Here is a 1,310-nt window from a genome sequence, read left to right as displayed (position 1 = left end):
GCTCCACGTACTTGCCGACCATGCCGATCGACACTTCCGCTTTCGGATTTTCCAGGGTGTGAATCAGCTTGCTCCACACGGACAGGTCGGCCGGTGCCGGGTTCAGGTCCAGCGCTTCGCAGATGATCGCATCCAGGCCCTGGTCGTGCAGCATTTGCGGCACTTTGTAGATGGTGTCGACGTCCCACACGGAAATCACGCCGCGTTCCTCGATGTTCGAGAACAGGGAGATCTTCGCCACTTCGTCTTCAGGAATGCGGCGGTCGGCACGGCACAGCAGCGCGTTTGGAGAGATGCCGATTTCGCGCAGTTTCTGCACCGAGTGCTGGGTCGGTTTGGTTTTCAGTTCGCCGGCCGATGCGATGTACGGCACCAGGGTCAGGTGAACGAAAGCGGAATTCTTGCGGCCGGCGCGCAGGCTCAGTTGACGCGCAGCTTCCAGGAACGGCAGCGATTCGATATCGCCCACGGTGCCGCCGATCTCGCACAGCGCGACATCGTAGCCTTCCGCGCCACGGCGGATGTAGTCCTGGATTTCGTTGGTGATGTGCGGAATCACCTGCACGGTCTTGCCGAGGTATTCGCCACGGCGTTCCTTGCGGATCACGGATTCGTAGATCTGGCCGGTGGTGAAGTTGTTCACCTTGCGCATGCGGGTGGAGATGAAGCGCTCATAGTGGCCGAGGTCAAGGTCGGTCTCAGCGCCATCGTCGGTAACGAAGACTTCACCGTGCTGCATGGGGCTCATGGTGCCTGGGTCCACGTTGATGTACGGGTCCAGCTTGAGCATGGTGACTTTGAGGCCGCGCGATTCGAGGATCGCAGCGAGGGAGGCGGCGGCAATCCCTTTACCAAGGGACGACACAACGCCACCAGTGACGAAGACAAATTTGGTCATTGCGAGATCGGGCGCCGGGTAGGCGCGATGCGGGAAATTGAAATTATAGCGTAATTTCGGTACCACTTCACCATGCCGTCATGAAAATGTGAGTTGCCGAACAGACCATGGCTGGGCCGCTAGTCAAAATAACACTATTTCCCAAAAGGAGGCCATCATGAGTTACGAACGCGACGCATACGGCAATTACGTAGACACCGGCCACCAAGGTCCGGGACCACGCCTGATGGGCGCCGACACGCTGATCGGCGACCATGTCCACAACCTGCAAAACGAACACCTCGGCACCGTCAAGGAAATCATGCTGGACATGCAGACTGGCCACGTGGCGTATGTGGTGATGGCGTCCGGCGGCGTGCTGACCATGGGCGAAAAACTGTTCGCCGTGCCATGGGAAGCGCTAACCCTGGAC

The 1,310-nt window shown here is 59.0% G+C and carries 2 protein-coding genes; one reads left to right on the top strand and one right to left on the bottom strand.

Features of this window, described 5'->3' with window-relative positions:
• Positions 1 to 898: CTP synthase (locus AB4Z11_RS31955; RefSeq protein WP_442030230.1), on the bottom strand; the 898-nt coding region annotated here is incomplete at its 3' end.
• Between the two features lie 157 nt (positions 899 to 1,055).
• Between AB4Z11_RS31955 and AB4Z11_RS31950 the strand changes: the two genes are divergently transcribed.
• Positions 1,056 to 1,310: PRC-barrel domain-containing protein (locus tag AB4Z11_RS31950; RefSeq protein WP_442030228.1), on the top strand; the 255-nt coding region annotated here is incomplete at its 3' end.

Origin of the sequence: Pseudoduganella sp. RAF53_2 (assembly GCF_052113985.1) — a bacterium.
Lineage (GTDB): Bacteria > Pseudomonadota > Gammaproteobacteria > Burkholderiales > Burkholderiaceae_D > Rugamonas.
This window is presented reverse-complemented; position numbering and strand designations above follow the sequence as displayed.